This window comes from Dactylosporangium maewongense, from assembly GCF_039531485.1.
GTDB classification, from domain to species: Bacteria; Actinomycetota; Actinomycetes; order Mycobacteriales; family Micromonosporaceae; genus Dactylosporangium; species Dactylosporangium maewongense.
In genome coordinates, this window is sequence record NZ_BAAAQD010000006.1 from 264242 (window position 1) to 280414 (window position 16173).

The 16173-nt window shown below is 71.5% G+C and carries 17 protein-coding genes; 9 read left to right on the forward strand and 8 right to left on the reverse strand.

From position 1 onward, the window contains the following. Nucleotides 1-163: 163 nt before the first annotated feature. Nucleotides 164-2863: an ATP-binding protein gene (locus ABD332_RS17670; RefSeq protein WP_344503024.1), complete on the reverse strand. Its 2700-nt coding sequence runs from the start codon at nt 2861-2863 to the stop codon at nt 164-166. 149 nt (nt 2864-3012) lie between these two features. Between ABD332_RS17670 and ABD332_RS17675 the strand changes: the two genes are divergently transcribed. Together ABD332_RS17675 and ABD332_RS17680 are read left to right on the forward strand one after the other, a co-directional pair. After that, nucleotides 3013-3864, forward strand: a complete 852-nt coding sequence (locus ABD332_RS17675; RefSeq protein WP_344503025.1) for a class I SAM-dependent methyltransferase — start codon at nt 3013-3015, stop codon at nt 3862-3864. Further along, on the forward strand, nt 3861-4805 hold the full coding sequence (locus ABD332_RS17680; RefSeq protein WP_344503026.1) for a carbon-nitrogen hydrolase family protein: 945 nt from the start codon (nt 3861-3863) through the stop codon (nt 4803-4805). The genes ABD332_RS17675 and ABD332_RS17680 overlap by 4 nt, the downstream gene beginning before the upstream one ends. A gap of 108 nt (nt 4806-4913) precedes the next feature. On the opposite strand, the gene ABD332_RS17685 is transcribed toward ABD332_RS17680, so the two are convergent. From ABD332_RS17685 to ABD332_RS17700, 4 genes are read right to left on the reverse strand one after another with little or no spacing between them, the layout of a single operon-like run. Beyond that, nucleotides 4914-5672: a hypothetical protein gene (locus ABD332_RS17685; RefSeq protein WP_344503027.1), complete on the reverse strand. Its 759-nt coding sequence runs from the start codon at nt 5670-5672 to the stop codon at nt 4914-4916. Then, nucleotides 5669-6184, reverse strand: coding sequence for a SigE family RNA polymerase sigma factor (locus tag ABD332_RS17690; RefSeq protein WP_344503028.1), 516 nt, complete (start codon nt 6182-6184; stop codon nt 5669-5671). The genes ABD332_RS17685 and ABD332_RS17690 overlap by 4 nt, the downstream gene beginning before the upstream one ends. A gap of 5 nt (nt 6185-6189) precedes the next feature. Further along, entirely contained in the window at nt 6190-7080 is an 891-nt protein-coding gene (sigJ, locus tag ABD332_RS17695) for an RNA polymerase sigma factor SigJ (RefSeq protein WP_344503029.1), read from the reverse strand. Further along, complete coding sequence (locus ABD332_RS17700; RefSeq protein WP_344503030.1) at nt 7032-7472, reverse strand: carboxymuconolactone decarboxylase family protein; 441 nt, start codon at nt 7470-7472, stop codon at nt 7032-7034. Before ABD332_RS17700 ends, sigJ begins: the two co-directional genes overlap by 49 nt. Before the next feature lie 109 nt (nt 7473-7581). Here ABD332_RS17700 and ABD332_RS17705 point away from each other — a divergent pair, with 109 nt between their 5' ends. Further along, nucleotides 7582-8070 carry a hypothetical protein gene (locus tag ABD332_RS17705; RefSeq protein ID WP_344503031.1) on the forward strand — a complete coding sequence of 163 codons (489 nt, stop codon included), beginning with the start codon at nt 7582-7584 and terminating at the stop codon, nt 8068-8070. A 55-nt stretch (nt 8071-8125) separates the two neighbouring features. Here the strand turns inward: ABD332_RS17705 and ABD332_RS17710 are convergent, their stop codons facing one another. Continuing rightward, nucleotides 8126-8335, reverse strand: a complete 210-nt coding sequence (locus ABD332_RS17710) for a hypothetical protein (protein ID WP_327005529.1) — start codon at nt 8333-8335, stop codon at nt 8126-8128. A gap of 231 nt (nt 8336-8566) precedes the next feature. On the opposite strand from ABD332_RS17710, the gene ABD332_RS17715 reads away from it, so the two are divergent. The 5 genes from ABD332_RS17715 to ABD332_RS17735 all read left to right on the forward strand — a co-directional run bounded on the left by ABD332_RS17715 (nt 8567) and on the right by ABD332_RS17735 (nt 12691). Beyond that, nucleotides 8567-9070 carry a hypothetical protein gene (locus ABD332_RS17715; protein WP_344503032.1) on the forward strand — a complete coding sequence of 168 codons (504 nt, stop codon included), beginning with the start codon at nt 8567-8569 and terminating at the stop codon, nt 9068-9070. 85 nt (nt 9071-9155) lie between these two features. After that, complete coding sequence (locus ABD332_RS17720; RefSeq protein WP_344503033.1) at nt 9156-9764, forward strand: trimeric intracellular cation channel family protein; 609 nt, start codon at nt 9156-9158, stop codon at nt 9762-9764. A gap of 26 nt (nt 9765-9790) precedes the next feature. Further along, a complete protein-coding gene (locus ABD332_RS17725; protein WP_344503034.1) occupies nt 9791-10501 on the forward strand; it encodes a uracil-DNA glycosylase in 711 nt (236 codons plus the stop codon). A gap of 76 nt (nt 10502-10577) precedes the next feature. Then, nucleotides 10578-11543 carry a FliH/SctL family protein gene (locus ABD332_RS17730; protein ID WP_344503035.1) on the forward strand — a complete coding sequence of 322 codons (966 nt, stop codon included), beginning with the start codon at nt 10578-10580 and terminating at the stop codon, nt 11541-11543. Between the two features lie 149 nt (nt 11544-11692). Then, nucleotides 11693-12691, forward strand: coding sequence for an NAD-dependent epimerase/dehydratase family protein (locus ABD332_RS17735; RefSeq protein WP_344503036.1), 999 nt, complete (start codon nt 11693-11695; stop codon nt 12689-12691). A 230-nt stretch (nt 12692-12921) separates the two neighbouring features. Here the strand turns inward: ABD332_RS17735 and ABD332_RS17740 are convergent, their stop codons facing one another. Next, nucleotides 12922-14040 carry a methyltransferase domain-containing protein gene (locus tag ABD332_RS17740; RefSeq protein WP_344503037.1) on the reverse strand — a complete coding sequence of 373 codons (1119 nt, stop codon included), beginning with the start codon at nt 14038-14040 and terminating at the stop codon, nt 12922-12924. 68 nt (nt 14041-14108) lie between these two features. On the opposite strand from ABD332_RS17740, the gene ABD332_RS17745 reads away from it, so the two are divergent. After that, nucleotides 14109-15107, forward strand: coding sequence for a LacI family DNA-binding transcriptional regulator (locus ABD332_RS17745; protein WP_344503038.1), 999 nt, complete (start codon nt 14109-14111; stop codon nt 15105-15107). Nucleotides 15108-15209: 102 nt separating this feature from the next. On the opposite strand, the gene ABD332_RS17750 is transcribed toward ABD332_RS17745, so the two are convergent. Further along, nucleotides 15210-16145 carry a helix-turn-helix transcriptional regulator gene (locus ABD332_RS17750; protein WP_344503039.1) on the reverse strand — a complete coding sequence of 312 codons (936 nt, stop codon included), beginning with the start codon at nt 16143-16145 and terminating at the stop codon, nt 15210-15212. Nucleotides 16146-16173 lie beyond the last annotated feature (28 nt).

Consider the following 16173-nt stretch of genomic DNA (forward strand, 5'->3'; position numbering starts at 1 on the left):
TGCTGAACCAGCGCGAATACTGCCCATCTTTCCGCATCTGAGCAACATTTCTTCCGCATCTGCACCGTCTGGGTTCCGCATCTGTACCGCAAAACATCCGTGGCTTCCCTGAGCACTGAAACTCTGTTTGACGTGATCTCACCGAGATCCGCAAGGTGATGCGCTACTTCCTCGACCTCTGACGGCGCTGGCTGAGTTGACGGCTGCGGTCTCGCTGGTAGAGGGCGCCGAGGTCCTCGAAGGTCGCCGCGAGCGCGGCCACCTCCTCGTGGTCGCCTCGGGCGAGGGCGCCGGCGCGGCGGACGAGTGCCGCGGCCACGGGGTTGCCGCGGGTGGCGACGGTGGCCGACGCCAGGTGCCGCTCCAGGTTCGGGGTCGCGGCGAGTGCTGCCGCTTCCGCCCATGCGGCGGCGTACCACGGTCGCCACACGAGGAAGGTGGGGCTCGAGCTCCAGGTCGCGTCGTGCAGGTCGGCGGACAGGTGTGCCAGTGCCTCGTGTGGTTGGTCGCGATGCAGCAGCAGCCAGGCGTCGAAGGTCGGCGCCCATCCGATGGCTGGGCCGTCCGCTGACGTCACCGGACGGTCGAGGAGGTGTTCGGTGACGTTCTGCCAGACCTCACGCCGGTGGTCGTCGCCCAGGAGCCCGTGGATCAGGGCGAGCGCGTAGGCACCGACGGCGAGGGTCGAGGCACGATGGCTGCCTGCCCGCTCCCAGGAGACCAGGAAGCGCTCGCCTCGTTCGGCCGCTCCGGTCAGGTCGCCCGTGAGCGCGTCGACCTGGAGCCGGCGGGCCAGTGCGGGGTGGACGTACTCGCGGTAGCACGGGAGCACGGCCAGGCGCTCGGCGTAGTCCTTCGCGCCGCGGAGATCGCCGGCAGCCAGTGAGACCTCGCAGCCCATCAGCAGGTAGTCGTTGAAGGCATAGGCGGTGGCGGCGCTCAACGCCTGCGGATCCATGAGGACGCCGCGGGCCCGCACCGCGGCGAGCGCGCCGGCGTAGTCGCCACGGTGCAGCCGGCTGGCGCAGACGCGGTCGAGGGCGGCGGAGGCGACGACGGGCAGCCCGGCCGCGATCGCCTGGTCGGCGGCGAGGCGGCCCGCTGCCGCCGACCCGGGATGGTCGTGGGGCAGGCACGTGGCGCTCGCCGCGGCGACGGTCGCCTCGGCGGCCGACCCCGTCGGCGCCAGGCGCCGCGCCTCGGCGAGACGACGCTCGATGTCGATCCGCTCGGGCGGGTCGGCCATGATCCCCGGGTGGAACGCCGCGTAGATCACGGACCAACCGAGCGCGTCCGCGGCCGCACCCGGATCCGCTGCCACCGTGGCGGCTTCAGCGGCCTCGTCGAGGAGCCGGAGCGCGTCGTCTCCCACCAGCCGGGCCGCCGCCGCGGCGGCACCCTGGCGGAGCAGGTGGATCCGGTCGTGGGCGTCTGTGGCCTCGGTGGCCGCGAGGGTTTCGAAGCGGTGCTGCGCCTCCTCCAGCCGGCCGCGCTGCACGAGCTCCTCGGCGAAGCACTCGCCCAGCTCCCTGCCGTCGACCGGACGGGCGAGCGCCGCGCGCACCTCGACCGCGAGCAGGTCGAACCTGGCGCACCAGGTGTCGTCGTGCTCGGAGGATGCCAGCGACGTCAGCTCGGCAGCCGTCCACCGTGCGTGGCGCCGTTGCACCTCACCGGCGGCGTCGGCCAGGAGTTCCGCGGCGAACTGGCGCACAACTTCCTGGAAGTGGTACGTCGTCGGGTCGCCGATCTCGACGTACAGCAGGTGCTGGTCGGCCAGCGTCGCGAGCACGTGCGCCGCGGCGGCGGCCGAGTGCTGCGGGCCGGCGACCGCGTGCGCGGCGGCGACCGTGAACGGCGCGGCGAAGACGCAAAGGGCGGCGAACATCGCGCGGGCCTGGTCGTCGAGCAGGTCGACACTCCAGCCGATGGTGGCTCGCAGCGAACGCTGGCGTGCCCCCTCCGATGAGCCCAGCAGCCGCAGCGGGTCGCCGAGCGCCGCCGCCAGACCGTCCAGGCCGAGCAGTGGGTACCGGGCCGCCGCCAGCTCGATCGCCAGAGCCATCCCCCCGAGCCGGTGGCACAGCTCGGCCACCCGGGGGTCGTCGGGCACGACGCCGCCCGCGGCCTCGGCGCGGCTGCGGAAGAGCCGGACCGCGTCGTCCGCCGAAAGGCCAGGCAGCTCGTAGACCCACTCGTACGGTGCGCGAAGCGGCGCGCGACTGGTCGCGACGATGGTGAGCCGGGGGCAGCCGCCGACGAGCCGCGCCACGCTGGTCTCCAGCTCGGGCAGGAGATGCTCGCAGTTGTCGAGCACCAGGACGCCGTCGGCCCGGCTCAACGCCTCCGACAGCGTGTCGTCGAGGAACTGCCCGGGCTGCTCGGCCACCCCCACGGCCGTGGCGATGGCAGGCACTGCTGCCTGCGGGGTCGTCACCTGGCTCAGATCGACGAACCAGGCGCCGTCGGGACGATCCCGCGCGACCTGTCGCACCGCATGGGTCGTCAACCGGGTCTTGCCGACCCCGCCAGGCCCGGTGACCGTCACCAGACGGTGATCCTTCAGGCGGATGTGCAACGCGGCGGTCTCGCGGTCACGACCCACGAACGGGTCGGCCGGGCTGGGCCATGCGTGGCGGCGCTTCGGACGCAGCAGGTCGAGCTCATCAGCCCGCCGGGCCAGGCCGCGTCGGTCGGACACCCCGAGCTTGCGGATGAGGGAGGAGACATGGGACTCGACGGTGCGCACCGACAACGAGAGCCGCCCAGCGATCTCGAGGTTCGTCAGGTGCCCGGCGACCAGGCCGAGGACGTCGCGTTCCCGCTCGGTCACGGCCGATCCCGGCGCCCTCGAGGTCGTCACCCGTCACAGTGTCGCGTGCCCGTCCGCCCTTGGCCAGCACGGTGCCACACCACCGGGACCGGATCCGTGGTGGACACGGATGTGGTGGGCGGGGCCCGGGACCACACTGACGTCACAGCAGCTCAGCGCTGCCGACCTGAGGAGGAACCATGACGTTCGACGCGGTTGCGTACAAGGCGACGACGAGGCAGCAGTGGCAGGACGCCGCGGAAGCCTGGCATCGCTGGGGGCCGACCCTGGAAGAGTGGCTCGGCGCGGCGACGGAGGTGATGCTCGACGCGGCCGGAGTCGGTCGCGGGTCGCGGGTGCTGGATGTGGCCGGTGGTGCCGGTGGGCAGTCGCTGGTCGCGGCCCGGCGGACCGGGCCGGACGGCAGTGTGGTGGTCACCGACGTGTCGCCGGCGATCCTGGCGTACGCGCAGCGGGCCGCGGACGAGAGCGGGTTGCGGCAGGTCTCCACGTTTGAGGTTGACGGGGAGGAGATCGGCGGCCGGTGGTCTGGGGAGTTCGACGCGGCGATCTCGCGTTTGGGGGTCATCTACTTCCCCGACCGGGCCAAGGCGCTGCGCGGGATCCGGTCCACACTGCGTGAGGGTGGCCGGTTCGCCGCCGTCGTCTACTCGACCGCCGAACGCAACCCGTTCTTCTCGGTGCCCGCCGCCTTGATCCGCAGCCGGGCCGGGCTTCCCGCGCCGTTACCCGGTCAGCCGGGGCCGTTCAGTCTGGCCGACCCGGCGTCAGCGCGGGACGCACTGCGCGACGCCGGGTTCCGTGACGTGCAGGTCGAGACCATGGACGCGCCGCTGTTCCTGCCGTCGGCCGCTGACTGTCTGCGGTTCGAACGCGAGTCGTTCGGGGCGCTGCATCAGATGTTGTCGGGGGTCGAGGAGGATGAACGCGAGCGGGTCTGGGCCGACATCGAGGCGGCGCTGCGGGAGTACGAGACCGAGGATGGGTTCGTCGGCCCCTGCGAGCTGCACGTCATCTCGGGGTCACGATGAACGGCTCCTTCACCGTGGCCGCCGTCCAGGCCGCCTACGTGCTGCTCGACCGGGACGCGACCCTGGCGCGCGTCGCCGAGCTGGTTGCCGAAGCCGCGGAGCTGGGCGCCGAGCTGGTGGTGCTTCCGGAGGCCTTCATCCCCGGAACTCCGCTGTGGATCGACGGCCGACCGATCTGGGACGGCGATGGCCCGTGGTACGCGAGACTCGTCGAGCAAGCCGTCATCGTGCCCGGCCCGGTGACCGCGACGCTCGGCACGATCGCGCGACGCCACCGGGTCCACCTGGTCATCGGCGTACAGGAGCGCGAGCCGTACGGCGCCACCATCTACAACACCGTTCTCTACTTCGGCGCTGACGGCCGGCTGCTGCGCAAGCACCGCAAGCTCATGCCCACCGGATCCGAACGCACCGTATGGGGCCAGGGGGACGGCTCGACGCTGGACGTCGTGCCGACGCCGCTCGGCCGGCTGGGCGGACTCATCTGCTGGGAGAACTACATGCCCCTGGCCCGGTTCCACCAGTACGCGCAGGGCGTGGACGTCTGGCTGGCCCCGACACTCGCCCGCGGCGACGGCTGGGTGGCAACCATGCGGCACATCGCCCGCGAGGGCCGGGTCTGGGTCGTCGGCGTGAACCCCTGCCTGCGAGTCGACCAGATCCCGCCCGGTCTGCCCGACCGGGAGCGGATCGCACCCGCCCCCGAGCCTGGCGACGGCGACTGGATCGAGCCCGGCAACAGCGTGATCTGCGACCCCAACGGGCAGGTGGTCGCCGGGCCGCTACGCCACCAGGAGGGGATCCTCACCGCGACGATCGACCTGTCACAGGTGACCGAGTCCCGCCGGCTCTTCGACCCGACCGGCCACTACCACCGACCCGACATCTTCAGCCTCACCGTCGACACCCGGCCGAAGCCAGCAGTCAACACGGTCAGCTGAACCCGATCGAGGTCTGGTGACACACCCCGGGTCTCCGGCGGACCCCGACGACCCGGACGGGTTCGTCGGCCCCTGCGAGCTGCACGTCATCTCGGGAGCGCGTTAGCGTCAGCCGACTCCGACGCCGCCTTCCTTGTGCGTGGCCAGGGCCTTGCCGTTCGCGTCGAAGGCGGTCAGGTCGCGGACCTGGGCCTGCTGGTAGGGCGCACCCGGCACCTCGGGCGCCCGGACCCACCAGACGTGGACCGTGGGGTTGCCGGCCCAGGCGGCGGTCCTCGCCTCGCGGGGTGTCCCGTCGACCGTGAGGGTGACCTTGGCGGCGTCGCCGACGACGTACCCGGTGAGGAACCGGTCCTGTCCGTTGCCGAACTCCCAACCGGCGTGGAACCCGGGGCCGCCCGGGCCGGCGCCGGTCACGTCGGGGTCGTTGGTGACGCCGTACAGGCTGAGCTTCCCGTCCGTCGTGCGCCGCCCGACCGCCTGGAGGAACCGGTTCTGGCGCACCGCGAACCAGAACGTCAGCGTGCCGTCGTCGAAGGCCTCGCCGGTGTCGATCGTCGCCGTCGGCTGGATCGCCGGGTCGCCTGCCTCGTCGCCCTGGACCGGCTCGGCGGACGGGGAAGCCGTGGGCGGGGCGCCGACCGTGGTCATGCCGTCGTCGCCGACGCTGCCTGTACCGACGCCGGAAATGCCGACAAGAGCGCCCGCGGCGACGACGAGGATGACCGTCGCCGACGTGACCGCGATCCGGGTCCGCTGCCGCCGCGCGCCCCGGCGGCGCAGCTCATCGACGCTGACCCCCAGCTGGTCCGGTGCGGCCGCGGCGGCGTCGGTGAGCCGCTCGCCGAGCTCCAACTCTGTGTTCATGCGTGCTCTCCCTGAGCCGTTCGGACGAAGGGGTGTTCCCCGCGCAGCGCCGGGCTGGTGCGCAGCTTGGCGAGGGCGCGCGAGCAGACCGACTTGACCGTGCCGACGCTGACGCCGAGGGTCTGCGCCGTCTGCTGCTCCGACAGGTCGACGTAGTAGCGGAGCACGATCGCGGCCCGCTCCCGCCGGGTCAGCGACTGCAGCGCCGCGACGAGCGCGGCCCGGTCCTCGACGGCGCCGTGCCCGCCGTCGTGCGCGCCGGTGTCGGGCACCTCGGCGCGCGCCTGCTCCCGCCACGGCCGCCGGCGCAGCCAGTCCGTGTGCAGGTTGACCATGACCCGCCGCGCGTAGCTGAGCGCGTCGTCGTGCCTGACCCGGTGCCAGGCGCCGTAGGTGCGGATCAGCGTCTGCTGGGCGAGGTCCTGCGCCTGTTCGGCGTCGCCGGTCAGCAGCCAGCCGAGCCGGAGCAGCGGCTGGGTCGCCGCCGTGGCGAAGTCGTCGAAGTCGCGCATACCCCTTAGTACGAGCCCTGGGCGTCGAAGGTTGAGAGCTTCGCGGGATTGGCGACCCGGAACAGGTCGTGGATCTTGCCGTCGACGACGCAGAGGCACATGGTGTACCGGTAGTTGGCCTCGACCAGCAGCGCGGCGCCGCCGTTGACCCCGGTCCTCGTGGTGCTCGGGTCGTGCCTGCGCATCACGGCGGTGAAGAAGCGCACCACCTTGGCCCGGCCGCGGATCGGGTTGGGTCCGGTGCGGACCTTGCCGCCGCCGTCGTTCCACGCCACGACGTCTTCGTGGAGGAGCGCTTCGAGGCGTTCGACGTCGCCGGTACGGGCGGCGGCCACGAACCCTTCGAGGAGCCTCGCGTGCTCGGCCGGGTCGGTGCTGAACCTGGCCCGCCCGGCGAGCGCGGCGGCGGCCCGGCGGTGCAGCTGGCGGCAGTCGTCCTCGGTGCGGTCGAGGATGCCGGCGATCTCGGCGTACGGCAGCTCGAACGCGTTGCGCAGCACGTAGACGGCCCGCTGCGGCGGGGTCAGGCGCTCCATCAGGTGCAGCATCGCCATCGACAGGTCCTCGGTGTCGATCAGGCTCTGCTGGTGGTCCCCGGTCCTGAGCGGCTCCGGCAGCCAGGTGCCGATGTAGTCCTCCCGGCGCGCCTGCCTGGCCCGGAGCGCGTCGACGGCGAGCCGCGCCACCACCCTGGTCAGGTAGCGGCGCGGCTCGGCGACCTCGGACCTGTCCGCGCGCGTCCAGCGCAGGTACGCCTCCTGGAGGACGTCCTCGGCGTCGTACAGCGTCCCGAGCAGCCGGTAGGCCATCCCGAGCAGCATCCGCCGGTGCGCGAGGAACTCCTCGCTCACGTCGTCGGCGGCTGGGTCCTGGTCGACACGGCGAGTCGGTTCCACACGTTGATCGTCGCAATGACCATGAGGAGGTCGGCAACCCCCTGGGTGCCGTAGTGCTCCACGGCCGTGTCCCACACCTCGTCCGGGACGCCGTGCTCACCCAGCCGGGTGACGTGGTCGGTGAGGTCGAGCGCGGCCCGCTCCTTCTCGTCGAAGAACGGGCCCTCCCGCCACGCCGAGACGGCGAACAGCTTCCGGCTGTCCTCGCCCTCGGCGAGCGCCTCCGTGGTGTGCATGTCCACGCAGAAGGAGCAGCCGTTCAGGATCGACGCACGGAGCTTGAGCAGGTGGAGCAGTGCCGGGTCGACGTGTGCCCTGATGTACTTCTCGAGTCCGAGGACGGCCTGGTACGCGTCGGGGTTGATCTCGCTGAGCGACATTCGTTGCTTCATGGTGAGATGACGGCTCCGCCCGGGCGTTCGTGACAGCCGCGCCTGTGTCCTGCGCCACTGCCACCTCCACGACCGGCGGCCGATCGTGCAGGCACTAGGGTCGGACGGTGTGGACACCACCCGCACCCCGTCAGGCTGGCGACACCTGCCGCCGCCGGCCCGGGCCATCGCGACCGCCGCCACCGCCGCCGTCGAGGCCGCCCAGGCGCGTGACAAGGAGGCGTTCGACGCGGCGGTCGAGCAGCTCGCCGGCCTCGATCCGGAGCAGTCCGGGCTCGTCCTCGGCGTCGTCGTCCGCGCGCTGCTGGAGGACCTGCACCCCGACGGGCTCGACGGCGACGACGTGCGCGCCGCGCTGGAGCGGGCGGTGCGGTCCGCGGCCGAGTGGCAGGAGGTCGACCCGCAGGTGATGGTGGTGCTGCTCGTCGGCGCGCTCGGCGTCCAGGACGACAACGACGGCGAGGGCCGCCCGTCACCGCAGGCCCTGGCGCGGCACGCCCCGCTGCTGCTCGCCGACCTGCTCCAGCGGCGGTCGTTTCCGCGGTACCTGCAGGCCGCGTTCACCGAGATCGAGCGGTCCCAGACCCACGATCTCTAGGTTTCTTTGTGCGGCGATCGGAGCCGGCGTTCGCCGGCTCCGATCGGGGGCTTGCCTACTTCGAGGGTTCGGGCAGGTCGCAGTTGATCTTGGGGTTGACGCCGAGGTAGTTCAGCGGGCCGGCGACGATCGTCACGAGGATCGTGCCGGTCTTCGCGCAGTTCGTGTCCTCGCTGTCGAAGTAGCCGCGCTGACCGGCCGCGATGACACCGATGATCAGCCAGATGACGAGGATGACCCCGCCGATTCCGGATCCTCTGCCCACGGGAGTGCCTCCATCTATCCGACGTACTCGTCTACTTCGAATCGACGGTTGGATACCCCGTGCCCCCTGTGACGCAAACCCGTCCCAGGTGATCCTCACTGCTGTCCGGTTGGCAGCAATAGGGGAGTCAAGGGCCCCGGCCTGCTCGTACGGTTCCTCTCGTTGCACTGATCGTTTGAACTGATCGTTTGAGCTGATCCACCCGAACAGCATTTGAAGGAGCCACCAGATATGAGCGACGACTACACCCCGTTCAGCGCCGACCTCGACGGCGACGGCGTCGAGGACCAGGCCGTCATCTACACGACCGAGGACGGCGCCAACGTCATCGTCGGCGACCTCGACGGCGACGGGCAGGCCGACTTCGCCGCCCTCGACGAGGACGGCAACGGCGTCTACGAGAAGTCCTACAACGCCCTGACCGACGAGTACACCGACCTGACCGCCGGCGACGTGGCCGACACCGCCGACTACGACGGCGAAGGCGGCAACCTGGACGGCGACATCGCCCAGTACGACAACGCCGACTACGACGGCTCGGGCGGCAACCTCGACGGCGACGTCAGCGGCGGCATGAACACCGCCGCGGGCACCGTCTCCGGCAGCGCGGACGACACCGAAGACACCGCCGCCGACACCGGTTCGAGCACCGGCGGCTACTACGACGCCGCGGCCGTCTCCGACATGATGGCCATGCAGCACGAGACCAGCATGGCGATCATCAACAACATCTGAACCCGCTGTGCCGTATACAGGACGGGCGCGGTGCTGACCGGCACCCGCGCCCGTTCTTGTTTGCCTGTACCGCTGGAGCACAACCGTGTCGGAGCTCAGTCCGCTGCTCGTCGTCGACCTCGTCGGCATCGCCGTGTTCGCCGCCTCGGGCGCGACCGCCGGCGTGGCGAAACGGCTGGACCTGTTCGGCGTCGTGTTCGTCGGCTTCGTGGCGGCCCTCGGCGGCGGCATCATGCGCGACGTGTTCGTCAACGTGCAGCCGTTCGCCTTCGTCGACTGGCGCTACGCGGCCGTCGCCGCCGTCACCTCCGCGGCCACGTTCTGGCTCCACCCGGCCGTCAGCCGCCTGCACTGGACCGTCCTCGTCCTCGACGCCGCCGGCCTGGGCCTCTTCACCGTCACCGGCACCCTCAAGGCCCTCGACGCCGGCATCCCACCCCTCGGCGCCTGCATCATCGGCATGATCACCGGCATCGGCGGCGGCCTCATCCGCGACCTGCTCACCGGCGAGATCCCCACCGTCCTGCGCCGCGAGATCTACGCCGTCGCCGGCCTGCTCGGCTGCGTCTCGGTCGCCGCCCTGGACGCCCTGCACGCACAGCGCCCGGTGAGCATCGCCCTCGCCGCGGTCCTCGTCTTCGTCCTGCGCATGGTCTCCCTCCGCCGCAACTGGTCCGCCCCGACCGCCTCCTGACGCGGCCTGGCGATAGATTGCCGGCCATGAACGCATCGGCGAAGCCTGTGTACCTGCTGGACTTCATGCCCGACGACTGGCGCGAGGCGGTCACGCCGTACGTCGACCCCACCGCCGTCGCGGCACTGTCGTCGTTCGTCGTCGAGGAGTACAAGACTGGCCCGGTGTACCCCCGCAAGCAGGACATCTACGCCGCGTACCGGCTGAGCCCGCTCGCGTCGACCCGGGTGCTCATCCTCGGCCAGGACCCGTACATCAAGCCGGGCCAGGCGCACGGCCTGAGCTTCAGCGTGCCGCAGGGCGTCCGGGTCCCGCCGTCGCTGGAGAACGTGTACCGCGAAATGCGCGATGACCTGGGCGTCACCCCACCCCCTTCCGGCGACCTCACCCCCTGGTGCCGCCAGGGCGTCATGCTCCTCAACGCCGTCCTGACCGTCCGCGCCGGCACGTCCAACTCCCACAAGGGCCGCGGCTGGGAGAACGTCACCGACGCCACGATCCAGGCCCTGAACGCCAAGACCGACCGCGTCGTCTTCGTCCTCTGGGGCGCGGCGGCCAAGGCCAAGGCCCACCTGGTGACGAACGACCGCCACGTCGTCCTGCGGGCAGGCCACCCCAGCCCGATGAACCCGACCGGCTTCCTGGGCAGCCGCCCGTTCAGCCGGATCAACGCCGCACTCACCGCGACCGGCACCCAACCCATCCGCTGGTCCCCGTCAATGCCCCGCCCTTCATGACCCAGGTCCTCAGGTCCATACGCAGCGTGATCAGCGGATTAGCGGAAAGTAAGATTCTTCGATAGAGTCCCGCGGCATGCCGACGCATCTTCACGAGACCCTCATCGAGATGTTCCGGGTCAGACCTGTGCTGGCCGCCGAAATCCTCGACGGCCAGCTGCACGTCCCGGTGCCCGAATTCACCGAGGCACGACTCTCCCCGAGTGATCTCACCGACGTGATCCCGACCGAATACCGGGCGGATGCGGTGGTGACCCTCAACGACGAGCACAAGACGGTGCTCGCCGTCGTGATCGAGGTTCAGCTCCGCAAGGACAACCGAAAACTGCACAGCTGGCCGGCATATGTCGCGACGCTGTATGCGCGGCTGCACTGCCCGGTCGCATTGCTGGTGCTGTGTCCCGATCAAGCCGTCGCCGACTGGTCGGTGGCGCCGATCGCGATAGGCCCACCGGGGTCCGTGGTGACACCGGTTTCACTCGGCCCCGCCCAGGTGCCCGTCGTCACCGACACCGATTCCGCCCGGCGCCACCCCGAGCTGACGATCCTGTCGGCTCTCGCTCACGGCACCCGGCCAGACCCGCAACCCATCTTCGGCGCCATGCTCCATGCCTTCGATAAAATCGATCTTGACCACGCCAGGCTGTACTATGAGCTGGTACTTTCTGGGCTGCCGCCGGCAGCCCAGCGCCTCCTGGAGGATTTCATGACCACCACGGGCCATCAGTACAGAAGTGACTTTGCCAAAGGTTTCTTCAACTCAGGCAGAGTGGAAGGAAGGGCCGAGGGATTGATTGAAGGACGGGCCCAAGGAAAGACCGAAGGAAAGGCCGAAGGAATTATTGAAGGATTGTATGAGGGAATGTTCAGAGGAAAGGCCGAGGCGCTGCTGATGGTGCTGCGCACCCGAGGCGTGGCGGTCAGCGATGAGCACCGCGCGCTCATCGCCGGCTGTGATGAGGACGCGCAACTGGACACATGGCTTCGGCGCGCCGTCGGTGCCGAAAAGATCCAAGAGCTGGGCGACGAGTTCGCCGGCTGAGTTCGTCATAGTGGCGCCGGCACCTCCAGGCCGGCGGCGGCTCGCAACCAAAGCTGGAGGATTCGTTGGTGTTGACGGAATGTGCAGGGATTGCGACCTCATGGTGACGGTGGCGAACGGGGTCGGGATGCGCCACTAAGCTGGGGGGCATGCGGATCCTGATCGTCGGGGGCACCAGGTTCGTGGGGCGGCACATCACCGAGGCCGCGCTCGCGGCGGGTCATGACGTCACGCTCCTGCACCGGGGGCAGACCGGCGCCGACCTCTTCCCGGCGGCCACCCATCTGCACGCCGACCGCAACGCGCTGCCCGACGGGCTCTTCGCGGGGCACGAGGGCTGGGACGCGACGATCGACGTCAGTGCCTATCTGCCGCGGCAGGTGCACGGGCTCGCCGACGCGATCGGGGAGCACGGCGGGCGCTACGTGTACATCTCCAGCGTGTCGGTCTACGACGTGCCCGCGGGGCCCGGGTTCGCCGAGGACTCGCCGCTGCTCAAGCTCGACGACCCGACCGTCGAGGAGATCACCAACGAGACCTACGGGCCGCTGAAGGCCGCGTGCGAGCGCGTCGCCGAGGAGCGGTTCGGGACTTCGACGGTGATCATCCGGCCGACGTACGTGGTGGGCCCGCACGACCACCTGTCGCGGTTCACGTGGTGGGTCGAGCGGGTCGCCCGCGGCGGCGAGATCCTCGCGCCCGGCCCGCGGGACGCGGCGATCCAGGTCATCGACGCCCGCGACATGGCCGACTGGACGATCCGCCTGCTGGACCGCCCCGGCGGCGGCGTGTTCCATGCGGTGAGCCCCGCCCCGCCGTTCTCGTTCGAGCAGCTGCTGGAGGCGATGCTCGCCGAGGTCGGGCCGCCCGGGACGACGCTGACCTGGGTCGACGCCGACTTCCTCCGTACGCGCGGCATCGACGAGGAGCGACTGCCGCTGTGGCACCCGTTCGACGCCGAGGCGGCCCTGGACGCCGCGGACCCGTCGGCGGCGTTCGCGGCGGGCCTGTCCCCCCGCCCGCTGCGCCAGACGATCCGCGAAACCTACGAGTCGGCCCTGCTCGACCCGCTCCCACCCCCGTCCGAGCGCCTCACCGCCGACCAGGAGACCACCCTCCTCACCGAATGGCGCTTACACACGTCCTGACCAGCCCTCGGTCTGGCGTCGGCGGCGTCGGTACGCCACGACCTGCGCAGAGCGACCGTCCGCTGGGTTCGACGGTTGCCGCCATCACCGCCGGGCGAAGCATCGGCCTTGATGGGTTCGTCTGCCGTGTTGATGAAGGCTTCTGTCAGACGGTGGTGCCGTAGAGCGTGGGGGGTGACGCGGTGGCTGTCCGCGCGCCGGGGCCGGTGAAGCTGCCGTGGGCGGGGGTTTCAGGTGGTGGTGCCGCGGATGGCCAGAGCGCGGGCCAGGAGGGGGATCGAACCGTCGGCGGTGTGCGGGAGGCGGGTGCGGAGCAGATCGCGCAGGGCGTCGCGGTGGTCGCTGGGGAGGGAGGCGACGTAGCTGGGTGCCGGGCCGGTGCCGCCGAGGAACGGGGTCCAGTAGTCGTCGAAGTCGGCGAAGACCGCGGTGGTGTCGATCGGGCGGGTCGTGACGGCGGTCAGGCCGGCGGCGGACCACAGGGTGCTGAGGGCGGCCGGGGAGCAGATGGACATGCGGCGGCCCTCGTCGAGCTCGGCGGCGGCCGGGTCGAGGGTCGCGGCGGCTTCCCAGAAGTAGCGCATCATGGCCATGCCGTCGGCGTAGTCCCAGACGTACGCCGCGACGGTCCCGCCAGGCGCTGTCACCCTGGCGAACTCGGCGACGGCCGCCGCGGGCGACGGCACGAAGTTGAGGGCGAGGCCGCTGACGACGACGTCGACGGCCGCGTCCGCCAGCGGCAGCGCTTGAGCGTCCCCCGCGACGAACCGCGCACCTGGGGCGACGCCCGCGCCGACGCCCGAGACAGCCCTCGAACCCGACCCCGCGCCGGGAGGACCAAAGGCCGCCTCCGGACCCGCGCCGGCGCTTGAGGCAACGCCCGGTCGCGCCCCCGCGCCGGCAGGGCCCAGGGCAGTGTTCGAACCCCCACCGGGCCCTGAGCCAGCAGAATTCAAGGCAGCGCCTGAAACCGTGCCCGTGCCCAAATCGACCTCCGGACCCGCCCCCGAGGCGGTGCTCGAACCGGCAAGGCCCAGGTCCGCGCCGGCGACCGAACCGGACCGCGGCGCGGCCGGGTCTGGACTTGTCGTCCTGGTGGCGGGCGGGGGTGTGAGGCGGGACGAGGCTGTTGTGAGGAAGGCGGTCGACGGGTCGAGGCCGGTGAGCTGTGCGGGGCTGGCGGTGGTGAGGATGGTGCCGGTGAGGGCGCCGGTGCCGCAGCCGGCGTCGAGCCAGCGGCGGCCGGGTGGGACGGCCAGCCAGGTCAGGAAGCGGGCGGCGACGGGGCGGCTCCAGCGGCCCACGTACGCCTCGTAGGCGTCGCCCTTCGCCCACAGCTCGTGCGCCATGAGCGTCACGGTAGGCGGCGACGGCAACAGTGTGCGAGCGGGCGGCGGAAGGCTGCCATAATCCAGCGATGAGTAGCCGGCCGAGCCTCGCACAGGTGGCGGCGTTGTCGGGTGTGTCGGTCAAGACGGCGTCGCGGGCGTTGAGCGGCGAGGGGTATGTCGCGGTCGAGACCAAGGCGCGGGTGCAGAACGCGGCGGACGAGCTGGGGTACCGGCTGAACCGGACCGCCCGGGAGCTGCGGCGCGGCGGCAACACCTCGACGCTGGTGGGGCTGCTGAGCGGGGACCTGGCGAACCCGTTCTACTCGCGGCTCGCCAGCGGGCTGGAGCGGGAGCTGCGCATGCACGGGCTGCAGCTGATCACCGCCAGCACCGACGAGAATCCGGAGTGGGAGCGGCGGCTGACGGACTCGCTGCTGGAGCGCAGGGTCAGGGGGCTCGTCGTCGTCTCGACGATGGCGGAGCACGGGCATCTGGCGGCTGAGCGGCGGCACGGGAGCCCGTTCGTGTTCGTGGACCGGCCGCCGGTGGACCTGACCGCGGACGCGGTGCTGCTCGACAACCGGGGCGGGGCGAAGAGCGCCGCCGAGCACCCCCTGGAGCGCGGGCACCGGCGGATCGGCATCGTCGGGGACCTGTCGCGGCTCACCACGCACCAGGACCGGGTCGAGGGGTTCGCGGAGGCGATGGAGGCCGCCGGGATCACCGGCTGGCGCGACTACCTCCTGGAGGACGCGCACGATGTCGACAAGGCCGAGCGTGCCGTGCACTCGCTGCTCGCCCGCGACCCGGCGCCGACGGCCGTGTTCACCACCAACAACCGGATCACGACGGGTGCGCTGCGGGCGTTGCGCGCGAGCGGCAACCGGGACAAGGCGCTGATCGGCTTCGACGAGCTGGACCTCGGTGACGTGCTCGGGGTGACGGTGGTCGCGCACGACCCGGAGGAGATGGGCCGGCACGCGGCGCGCCTGTTGCTCGCCCGCCTGGAGGGCGACGACGGCCCCGCCCGGCGCGTGATCCTCCCGACCCGCCTGATCGAACGGTCCACGACGGCCGTCCACTGAACGGCGGCTATGAAGCTGAACGGCGGCTATGAAGCTGAACGGCGGCTATGAAGCTGAACGGCGGCTATGAAGCTGAACGGCGGCTATGAAGCTGAACGGCGGCTATAAAGCCGCCTGATAGCGGGCGGCGAGGTCGCGGAGCAGGTCGCGCAGCTCCGGCGGGTCGAGCACGGTGAAGGGGAAGCCGATCGTGCCCAGGAACCCGGCCAGGTCCATGAGCTTGTCGGCGCCGGTCTCCAGCTCGCAGGTGGCCTCGCCGGTCGGGGTCAGCACCCCGGCCGTCGACGCCAGGCGCGCCGTCACCGCCGCGATCGGCGCGTGCACCCGCACCCGGGCCGGCACCCGCCACGCCGCCGACGACACCCCTCGCATCACGTGGGCGACGGCGTCGCCGCCGGGCGGGTCGCGGGGCTCGAACCGGACGCCCGTCGGCGGGTGCAGCGCCACGAGGTCCGCCCGGAACGTGCGCCAGTCCGCGCGGTCGAGGTCCCACGCGAGCAGGTACCAGCGCCGGCCGGTGTAGACGAGCCGGTGCGGCTCCGCGCGGCGACGCCGGTCCTTGTAGTCGAAGCTGATCCGCTCGTGATCCCGGGTCGCCGCGGCGAGCGCGGTGAGCAGCGACGCGTCGACCGTCGGCCCGCCGCCGGCCGCGGAGACCGTCGCGGACCGCAGCGCGTCGACCCGGCGGCGCAGCCGCGGCGGCAGCGTCTGCTCGAGCTTGATCAGCGCCCGCAGCGCCGGGTCCTCCAGCCCGGTGACGGACCCGGCGGCCGCCGCGCGCAGCCCGACCGCGACCGCGACGGCCTCCTCGTCGTCGAGCAGCAGCGGCGGCGTCGCGGCACCCGCCCCGAGCCGGTAGCCGCCGGTGATCCCGGTGCTGGAGTCGATGTGGTACCCGAGGCTGCGCAGCCGCTCGATGTCGTTGCGCACGGTGCGGGTGGTGACGGCGAGCCGCTCGGCGAGGGCCGCGCCCGACCAGTCCCGCCGGCTCTGCAGCAGCGACAGCAGCCGCAGCAGCCGCGCCGAGGTCTCCAGCATCGGCCAAGTCTGTCAGACATTGCGGAAC